4 protein-coding genes are annotated in these 7,415 nt (G+C 40.3%); all 4 read right to left on the reverse strand.

All coding sequences use genetic code 11. The features are described from left to right. Positions 1 to 42: 42 nt before the first annotated feature. Positions 43 to 1,689, reverse strand: a complete 1,647-nt coding sequence (locus tag M472_RS29715; RefSeq protein WP_021069514.1) for a tetratricopeptide repeat protein — start codon at positions 1,687 to 1,689, stop codon at positions 43 to 45. Positions 1,690 to 1,841: 152 nt separating this feature from the next. Next, positions 1,842 to 3,782, reverse strand: a complete 1,941-nt coding sequence (locus M472_RS29720) for an OmpA family protein (protein WP_021069515.1) — start codon at positions 3,780 to 3,782, stop codon at positions 1,842 to 1,844. A 79-nt stretch (positions 3,783 to 3,861) separates the two neighbouring features. Further along, a complete protein-coding gene (locus M472_RS29725) occupies positions 3,862 to 4,881 on the reverse strand; it encodes a PorP/SprF family type IX secretion system membrane protein (protein WP_022829295.1) in 1,020 nt (339 codons plus the stop codon). Between the two features lie 11 nt (positions 4,882 to 4,892). After that, positions 4,893 to 7,415, reverse strand: a 2,523-nt coding sequence (locus tag M472_RS29730) for a T9SS C-terminal target domain-containing protein (protein WP_021069517.1), incomplete at its 5' end; no start/stop codon positions are given.

Genomic DNA, 7,415 nt, shown 5'->3' on the forward strand with positions numbered 1-7,415 from the left:
ACACGAAATTAGACAAATATAGCGGACAGACAAAGCTATTGTCTAGTTATAGACAATATGTTCATTTAGTTTCTTCTTAAGACGCTGCTTTGCCTTTTTAACTCCATCCAAAGATACGGATAGCTTGTCAGCGACCTCTTTATTAGACAAATTGAGGTTAATCAAAGCCAATAGGCGTAAATCCGAATCTGTCAACTCTGGATATTTGTCCATCATATCACTGAAGAAACAGGGGAAACTATTTAGATAAGCAACCTTAAATTTTTCCCAATTGCGATTATTCATCAGATTACCGGACAACAATTGTCTAAGTTCCAGACTTATCTGTACCTTTCTATTTGTATCCTCACTATGAAAGCGTTTATCACTCAGTATCACCAACGGGCAGTATTCTTCTTCTTCCTCTTCCGTTTTCACAACTTCTAACCTTTCTATTCTACGCTTACTCTTTTTATACAAAAGAAGGAAGAACACTGAAACAGCAACTCCCAGCGTAATAACGAGTAAGATACTTAACCTTTTATACTGTCTAGATTCTTGATAGAATTGATTATAATTAGCCTTTTCATCTTCGAGTTTTGCCATTTCGATAGAAGAACTACTGTGCAATGCAGACAACAGTCTATTATACTTAGTCGCTTCTTTCAGAGTTACTAACTGTCCATCCTCTATAGACAAGGTATCCAATAATCTGGCTTTTAAATCGTAGGCTTCGACTAGGCTTTCATATCGTACAGGCTTCTTCTCCATCTTAGTGAGATAGATATCAATATTTGCCAATGACTGTTCAAAATCACCTTGCTGGAACTGTATTTCCGCCATTCTCTTCAAAGCGATCAACCCTGATATCAAGTCACCAGAAGGCTGACTGTTATAAGTATAATCAAGTTTAAAATATTCCAATGCTTTACTCAGGTCATGCCGCTGTGCGTATACATTGCCCATATTTCCGTAAGCTATCCCCATCCATGCGGAGTCCATTACAGCATTTGATTTTTCGAGTACCTTTTTAAAATACCCAAGTGATTCGTCAGTCTTTCCGGTGTGGAGCGCAATCAATCCTAAGGTATTAATAACATCAAATAATTCTCTTGGAGCTAGCTTATTATTGTATGCAAGTGTCTTTTCAAGTAAATGCGACGCTGTATCATACTCTTTGATATCATAGAAATAACGTGACAATGTAATAAAATACTGCCAAATATTGGCTACTTTGTTTTCGTCAAGTTTTTCTAAGACAGATAGTGACAGTCTAAAGTAACGATAAGCATCTGCATACTTAAAATAAGTATAGTAATAATTCCCAAAGCTAAAATTTTGTCGAAAAAGTTGCTCGTTCAATGAGTTCTCCTGTGCAAACTGGATGGCTTTCTCATGATTCATCGTCGCGAGATTATTCACTCTATCATACCGAAGGGAGAAGTAATGTCCTAACATTTCGTAATAGACGCAGATGAGGTTCTCGTCTTTTTTTTCTTTGGCAAGTTTATGTATAAACTCGATATTCTTAAGGACTGAATCCGCTTCTTGCAGTTGTAAATCAGTACGTAAAATGGAGAACGCTTTAAATGCTACGAACTCACTTTTTAAGGTTCGTAATTCTTCATAAGGATTTACCTCTCCTTGTGCTTCTGTACAGAAAACCACGAGCAGAAAAGCATGAATCCAAAGAGAATATAACAGTTTCACTTTTAGTCTGGTAATAGATTTACAAGACAAAGAAATCAAAGGAAAATGACATCAGCAAAAGTAGCTATCAATTTGTAGCGATACAACTACAAAAGCAGCTACTTTTGCTGAATATACCCAAAAATGGGTAGACATTGGGCTATTATCAGTCTCTAATAAGACAAGACTTCGACTTCCGTTCTTCTATTTGCCTGATGTTCTGCAGCAGAACATTTGACACCATCTGCACAGCGATTGACTAACCTGCGTTCGCCGTAACCTTTTGCTACAAGTCGATCCCGTTCTATACCTCTAGAGACGATATAGTCCACTGCGCTTTCTGCTCTTCGCTGGGACAATACATCATTATATCGATGTGTGCCTCTGCTATCTGTATGGCTAGACAGTTCGATACGCAACGTTGGGTTATCACGCATCGTTCTAACCAGCTGGTCTAAGATGACGGCCGCATCTTTTCGAATGTTATACTTATCAAAATCATAATATATGTTTTCGAGAACGAATTTGTGACCGACTTCCATTATCGGTTCCAAATATAAGGCTACTTGGTATACGGTATCTCTTGTCGGCACCTTCGTGAACACCATTACAGAATCGGCATAATATCCCGATCGTTCTCCCAGAATCTGATATGCTGTATTCTTGTCTACATCAAATGCAAATTCAGCCTTCCCATCACTTTGGCTTTTTGCTAACATATTTCTCTTATCACCGAACAAAGTAACATTTGTTTCCGCCAGTAGTTCACGAGACTTTTTATTGAATGTTTTCCCTTGAATAACGATCTTAAATACAGGTTTCTTGGCCGCATAAAAATAAATATCGTCACCTCCAGCTCCACTTCTATTGGAAGAAAGAAATCCTTTCTGTAGCATCGTATCATCTTCCTGCACAAAATAAGCAAAGTCATCTGACGCGCTATTGATCGGGAATCCCATGTTTTTCACTTGTGCAATTTTCCCCTGCTTTACATTGGCTTCAAATATATCCAAGCCCCCCATACCGGGTCTGCCATTACTGGAAAAATAAAACTTGTCCCCAAATATCATGGGAAACATTTCATCATATTTGGTATTGATTTCTGCTCCGGCATTTACAGGATTTCCCCAAGTACCGTCTTTCTGCAGGTCACAAAACCAAATATCGACACCTCCTAAACCACCAGGCATATCGGAAGCAAAATACAGTCTATTTTGTTCCTCACTCCATGCGGCATGTCCGAGCGAGTATTCTTTTACATTATTGAAGGGGAAAGCCGTTTCTTTCCATTCGTTACCCTGCTTTTCATACACCATTAACTCCAAGGTAGAGCGTGACCATTTCTGCCCCTCTTTACGATACTTCTGTACCTCTTTGTCTGGGTTAGTACGGGTTACATATAGTTTATCGCCGGTTTTGTTGCTCGCGACTGGTCCTACGTGATATTTCGCTTGATTGATCCCCCCATCTGTAACCATAGTACCTTTCCCCGTCCCATTCTTATCTCTTGAAAACAGTCGAAGAAACGACTGTCCAGTCATTCCGGACTTACCAACAGTGATATCGGTTGTCTCGCCTGCATAATAAAGTTTATTCGCTGTCGCTATCATCCCAAATTCAGAAAGCGGGGTATTAACATCACTAAAGGGAAGAATATCCACTTTGTGCGGATTAGCTATCCATCGTGCAGCAGAGTCTGCTCCTTGTAGGGCAATACTTACAAAGTCATCGTCCCCTTGCTCTGCTATATATCTTTGGTACATCGTTTTTGCCTCTGCATACTTCCCGTTTTGCTTGAGAACATTAGCGTACTGCAGGAGAGATTTCTTATTATAATCTGATCGCTGTGCAACACGTGCATACCAGTTTTCGGCGAGGTCATAGTTGTTAATCTGTGCATAACTCTCTGCGAGGCGCTCAAGATTTCTTGTCTTAACTTTTTTGGAATCACTTAGTTTACTATATAACAGGGCTGCATTATAGTACTCATATTTCTCAAAAAGTAAATCTGCTTTTGCTTGTAGACTTAACTGTTCTTGTGCGCAAACCGTAGTCGTAAGGAACATTAATCCCAATACGAAATAGTGGCTTAAGAATATACGGTTATATTTCATATCTATTTAATTTATCTTTTAAAGGCAACATGGAATGTCTAGATTCTTTTCAATCGTCGACATTTCATTCTAGTAAGTTTTAAAAGAACCTTGGACTTAATATCTGTCTCAGCGGGCGATCGAATGTGATACCCAATGTCACTTCATGTGTGCCACTCTGCAATCCCTGCATTCTGTTCAACATAATATCGTAGGAATAGCCTATTCTGAATTTGGGTGTTACATAGAATTGTGCAACCCCTTGTACAGAGTTGAGTGAACTAAGCTTCGCGGGCGAATTATCATAGTACTTCCTGTCAAAGATCTTAGCACGTGTGCGGTATCCTCCCCCTATCCAGAATTTATTATTGAAAATAAACATAGCATTGACATCAAGGGCCGTTGGACCTTTGAAATCATCCTTTACCAAAAGGCTTGGTCTTAAATGCAGCCCTTCCTCTAAAGAAATCAATCCTCCTGCAATTACATAGAGACTGACATTTTTATAAAGACTTTCCAGGGAATTCTGATTGAATACAAATTGATCATTATCCACAGCATTAGAGAAAAGATCATGTACCGCTACTCCTGCATATATTTTGGGAGTTGTGTAATAAGCACCCAGTCTCACATCTGGCACCCAAGTCGAAAGCTTTCCGTCTGGAAGTACCTGATCCTTTTTAGTGACTGGATCGAGCTTGGCACCATCCAACCCATATTGGGTGACTCCAGCAGCAACCCCTAGACTGAGTCGTTTGGTATCCTCAGGATCAAGTTGTAAACGTAATGCATAGTTGGCATATATAGAGGTTGCAGACTGCGCCCCGAGTCCATCCGCCGTAATCTGTAGACCGACACCGTGTCTTCTATTGACAGGATCTAAGACCCCATCAATAGAAATACTACCGGTTTTTGGAGCGCCATCCCAGCCCGTCCATTGACTTCTGAGTCCGACCTGTGCAAACCACTCTTCTTTATACCCCGCATAGGCCGGATTTACACTCAATGAGTTGAATATATACTGCGTAAATTGTATATTCTGCTGTGCTTGTGCTGTTACAAAACAGGTTACGCCCATCAGTAACAATACTAGTCTTTTCTTGATATTATTCTTGTTCATGACCTTATGCTTTAGCGTGTTTTGATTAGTACATGACCTTTATACAAATCTTCTTTCGTGCCCTTTATGGTCTTCACGATATAGAAGTACGTCCCTTCGTTAAGTCCTTGGCCGGTCCACTCATTTCGATAATTATTATTTCTGTAGACCTCGTTACCCCAACGGTTCAAGATGATTACTTCCGTCCGGTCGAAGGCTTCGATTCCTTCAATTTCAAACGTATCATTCGTACCGTCATCATTTGGTGTAAATACGTTAGGGATGAAGAAAGGCATTCTCGCTATTCCCACTATTCTTTCTGCACGTCCCTCTAAATGTCCACCGGCCAAGTCTTTACCTGTCGCAATTACCTCATTCACTATACTACCGTTATCGAAATCAGAGCGTCTTACTTTATAAGTCGTTTTGAACGTCTTTTCTGCTCCGATAGCCATATTGCCAATTGTCTCCATCATACCAGTCAATGGATCTTTCACCACCACATCGGTAAGGTCATAGTTTCCTTTGTTAGCGACCTTAATGGTATAAGTGATCACTTCACCTTCCTTGTTGACTTCCGTTTTATCAGCATCCTTAGTTACTTCAAGCACATTATTAAACACCACTTTGACCAAGACCTCGTTAGAGAGCTTTTCTATCACACCTGTTGTAGGATTGAATGATCGCAATCTCGTCACGCCACCTACTGTACCCTCTACACGTGCTGTGTTGGTGATCTCTCCTCGGATAATATCTGCCAAGACAGACTCATAGGTAAGATCAATCTTCCGAGTTTCGCCAATCGCTAGATTACCTACGGAACCGGTAAAACTTGGGAACATCGGATCGGTAACAACGACACTAACCAAATCGACAGTACCCGTATTGGTTACTTCAATGGTGTATTCGATCAATTCACCCAAGAAAGTAATCTCACTCTTATCTGCGCTCTTCACAATGCTTATCTCAGGATCAAATTTAACGCTAGTGGAGGTTTCATCAGTGACTTTTTCGTTAGTTTTCAACGTAGCCGATGCGATGTTGTCCAATGATTTCTTCAGAAGATCATTATAAGTCACGACATACTTCAAAGTGTACGTCTTCACCTCTCCAACCATCAAGTCGATAACCTCATTAAGTCCCAACATAGCATCTTCAACGGTAACATCTTCTAGATCAATATTACCTGTATTCGTTACTTTTATGGTATAAGTCAGCTCTTCTCCGACTCTAGATACTTCTTGTTTGTCTACCGTCTTCTCAATAGACACCTTACCAGTTTGACAGATAGCAACTTTCACTTCATCGGAAGGAATTTCAACTTTACCTCCCACAGCTCCTGTAATCTGTCCAGCTGGAGTGTTAGCAACGACTTTGGCAGAACCGCTTATAAAACCTCTATTGATATCAACTTGGTCGATGATATACTCTGCTGTAAACTCACGTGTAGCTCCTGGCAACAACGCTCCCTGTCCCGTTGACGTAATATTACCCAGTCTAGGCGACAGTGTACTAGTTACGTTCAGACTATTCAATGAAACATTACCTGTATTCTTAACTGTGAAGGTATAAGTGATCTTGTCATTAACCTTCAAGCCAAAACAGTCATTGCTAGTTCCCAGATTATGTTTCTTAGTGATACTTATTCCAGCATTTCTTGTTATAGTTGTTGTTGCGATATCAACAGTCGGTTCTGGCATCTCTGTTGAAATAACTGACACATGATTTATCAAAGTGTTACCATTATCTATTTGAGATTGACTTACCGTATATTCGAACTTATATGTCCATGTTTCACCAATTTCTAGAATATTATTATTCGGTATTCCACCTGTCTGTACAGCCGAACCAATAACAAGAGGAATGTTGTTATTTACGCCTGACTGTTCTAACTCGTCTAGTACTTGTACATTAGACAAATTAAATTCCCCGGTGTTCTTAACCTTAATTTCATATTTCAATACTTTCGGAGCATTAATATTGTCTTGATCAACTGTTTTTGTCACCTCGACCCGAACTGGTTTTACCGTGACAAGGACAGAAACAATCTCACTAATACATCCCGTAACATCATTTTGTTGTGCAACATAGGCTATAAATGTGCCTTGCGCAGCTGTAGAAACAGATGGCTTAGGAATGATGCTTGTACCCTCTTCATCAGAATACCAAACCAAGGTGTGTCCAGGATTAGCTGTTGCGTCATAAGCAATACCTGGCGCACCAACATAGGTTGATGTATTTGTAGTATTAGGAGTTGAAGGAAGTGGAATAACCGTAACATCTTTCGTAACAACGGTAGAACAGCCGCTGCCATTCGTAACGCTATAGCTGATCGTAACCGTACCTGCAGAAACTCCGGTAACAACACCGCTTGTAGAGACAGTAGCAACAGATGTATTGCTGCTGCTCCAAACCCCGCCTGTTGGCGTTGAGCTCAAAGCAACTGTACTGCCGATACAGACTGAGTTTGATCCGGTGATCGCTGAAACCACCGGTAATGCGTTTACAGTAACATCTTTCGTAACAACGGTAGAACAGCCGCTGCCATTCGTAAC

The organism is Sphingobacterium paucimobilis HER1398 (assembly GCF_000416985.1).
GTDB classification, from domain to species: Bacteria; Bacteroidota; Bacteroidia; order Sphingobacteriales; family Sphingobacteriaceae; genus Sphingobacterium; species Sphingobacterium paucimobilis.

Coding starts and splice junctions, on each gene's coding strand:
- M472_RS29720 (WP_021069515.1), bottom strand. CDS start 3,782: ATGAAATATAACCGTATATTCTTAAGCCACTATTTCGTATTGGGATTA.
- M472_RS29725 (WP_022829295.1), bottom strand. CDS start 4,881: ATGAACAAGAATAATATCAAGAAAAGACTAGTATTGTTACTGATGGGC.